Here is a 2,920-nt window from a genome sequence, read left to right on the forward strand (position 1 = left end):
GAAACCTTTAAGGTATAGCAACCCAATATAAATAGAGCCCCACCCCCTAATTCTATATTTAAAATTTGATCCGATCTATTTTCGGCGGGATATCCAAAAGCAGCTCGCATACTTTTCAATTCTCCAATTGTCCCATTTAAAACAAGCTCCTTAATCTTTTCATGTTGAGCGTGATATTGGAATTGAAAATTTTCTCGAATCAAAATACCATTTTCCTTTGCCAAACTAACAAACACTTCAGCATAGCCATAATTCATTGCGAACGTTTTTTCCACTAATAAATGTTTGCCTTTGGCAATTGCTTTTTGAATCCACTCTTTATGTAATCCGGTTGGGAGAGGCATATAAACAATTTGCACCTCTTCGTCATTGATTAGATTCTCGTAACCTACAATTGCCTTGCATCCGAATTGATTTGCAAATTCTTCTGCCTTTTCTTTCGTGCGACTTGCAACAGCGTGTAGCTCCAATTTATCGCACAGTAATATGGCAGGAAGAAAAGATCTTCTTGCAAAAGATGAACATCCTAAAACGCCTATTTTAATTTTCGATTTCAATTAATGATAGCTTATCAATGAAATTAAACTACGTGCTTGTACATTCAAAATGTTATTAATCTTTAACAAAAACAGCAACTGCTTTAGCGATATCCATTTAAATGTTTCAGGCAGAGCTGGCAATAACTCTTCTTCTAATTCAACAATCATGTGTCTATTACTTTCTTTATAAAACCTCCCTCCCTCTTCAGATAGATTCACATCAATTAAAATCTGACTAGTACTTGCTTCCAAGATTTCTTTCAAGAATGGTATATCCCAAAGGCTCTTTTCGTTTTGAAATCCACCCGTTAAACACTGAACAGTTGGAGCTAGCTCAACAATATCCACGTTACCACATTCTAGTTTTGCTTGAACCAAGAAATGGTAAACATCCCCAACTTTCTTTACAACGAACGCACACAAGCCCGGTTGCATGGGCTTAATAATCGGCTGACACCATTGCTTAACTTCTCTCCCTTCCAACTGCACATCGATGCCAATTATTTGAAAGTATTTATTATCGACGTGACGAATTCTATCGTCTTCTACAATCCAATCATCTATACTTTTCAGAGAAGTTAAAGTAACGTCTAGTTCAAATTCCGACTTCAACTGAGTTAACCAAAGCAACACGCTATCAATATTTAATTCCGTTTCGAACACCCCGTTTAAGAACCTCCGGTTCGTTTTATCATTCGAAATATTCCTACAGGCTTGCTTCAAATCCTCCCCAACGTCACCCACATCAATACTTGAAATCACTGTTCTAGCATCCATATTGAGCACATTGTCTTTTTCGGATAACTCCTTTAATTGACCAAGTGTTAACCAAACAAAATCCTCGTGCTCTTCAATTTCTTCTTCTACCTGAATAATTATATTTCGATTCTTCTTCTTTAAAAACCGAGCGCCTTGTTCAGATAAAAGCTCATCGAGCAAGATTTGATCTTCCATCGCATTCTGGAAAAAAGATAAATATCGAGGCTTTTTCCCTTCGTGTATTTGCGTGTAATTACTTTTGGTTGCTTGCAATGTTGGTGACAACTGAACCTTTACCACGTTTCCGGGTTCAACCTTTGCTTGCATCAGAAAACATAGAATACCATTTAACTCTTTGGTGATAATTCCAAGAAAACCAATTTCTGGTTGATGAATAATGGGCTGTTGCCAATTTGGAATCGTGCTAAAATTTGTTTTCACATCTATTCCTACGATACTAAAAAACTTACCAGACTGGTGTCGCAGATAACCAAGTGGTTCATCGAAATACCAATTCTTCAATTCAGAAAACGGAACTCGATTAACTTCAATATTACATTTAGTATTTTTTTCTTGAAGCCATTGTAAAACTCCTTCCGTAGAAATTATCGGATTCGAAATAGTTAATGCTGACTTTAGAAACTTGGTGGAGTCCATGATGTTAAGTTAGACAATTATAAAGCTGACTCAACAGATCAACTTCTACTAACTCGCTTTCTCCACAAAATATTTAAAACTCTCTAAAGTACTATTGGATTTCTTTTTAAAAGCTCCGGGGGCCATCATCTCAACAAACTTCCAAGCACCGCTATACTTACACGTTATTTTTATTTGAGTCTCTCCCTCTCCTACTTCTACAAACAAAATCTGAAGTTCATTTTTTACTTTATCCGCATCTTCAAATAAACAAAGCTCATCTGGCAAATTATTCTTAGTTACGGTCTCCAATACATTAATCGTCATCCCCCTCATTTGCCATTTTAATCGATATTGAGAATCAACAGAACACCCATTGCCACTTATGTGCTCAAAGCTTTTAAAATCTTCAAACCAAAGTTGAATGTTATCTGTGTCCATGAAGAGCTGAACAATTTTGTCGCGTGATGAGTTGATCACTATTTCTGCTGTGTATTCCAAAGTATAAATTTGAGGCCAAAATTAAGCTTCTTAAGAAAGCGAAGAACACTTGGGCTTAAAATGCATCATAATGGAATAATACTACAGTTATCCGTAATTAATTACACTTTATCTGTAAATAATGTGACTTTTTGTAATGAAATAACAATTTACTCACCCAGCCCAACCATCTCTATCTAAGCTTCTGTAACTAATCGCTTCTCCAATATGATTAGATCCGATGCTTTCCTTTTGATCCAAGTCGGCAATGGTTCGAGAAACTTTTAGGATTCGATTATAAGCCCTTGCAGAGAGACCCAGTTTCTCCATGGCAGTTTGTAACAGTTGCTGTCCAGCTAAATCCAAGCCGCAGAATTCATTCATGTTCTTGGGAAGTATCTGTGAATTACTATGAATCTCTGTCATGGTAAGAAATCGTTTCTCCTGAATCTCTCTCGCTACAATAACTCGCTCCCTTACCACGCTACTCTTCTCCGACGGGGCTA

At 36.7% G+C, this 2,920-nt stretch carries 4 protein-coding genes; all 4 read right to left on the reverse strand.

Translation table 11 applies throughout. From position 1 onward, the window contains the following. Nucleotides 1–557, reverse strand: a 557-nt coding sequence (locus HRT72_04550) for a Gfo/Idh/MocA family oxidoreductase (protein NQY66977.1), incomplete at its 3' end; no start/stop codon positions are given. Beyond that, nucleotides 558–1,955, reverse strand: coding sequence for an NDP-hexose 2,3-dehydratase family protein (locus HRT72_04555; protein ID NQY66978.1), 1,398 nt, complete (start codon nt 1,953–1,955; stop codon nt 558–560). A gap of 48 nt (nt 1,956–2,003) precedes the next feature. Beyond that, nucleotides 2,004–2,435 carry an SRPBCC family protein gene (locus HRT72_04560; GenBank protein ID NQY66979.1) on the reverse strand — a complete coding sequence of 144 codons (432 nt, stop codon included), beginning with the start codon at nt 2,433–2,435 and terminating at the stop codon, nt 2,004–2,006. 153 nt (nt 2,436–2,588) lie between these two features. Beyond that, nucleotides 2,589–2,920: magnesium chelatase (locus HRT72_04565; protein NQY66980.1), on the reverse strand; the 332-nt coding region annotated here is incomplete at its 5' end.

It is taken from the genome of Flavobacteriales bacterium (assembly GCA_013214975.1).
In the GTDB taxonomy this organism is placed as follows: domain Bacteria; phylum Bacteroidota; class Bacteroidia; order DT-38; family DT-38; genus DT-38.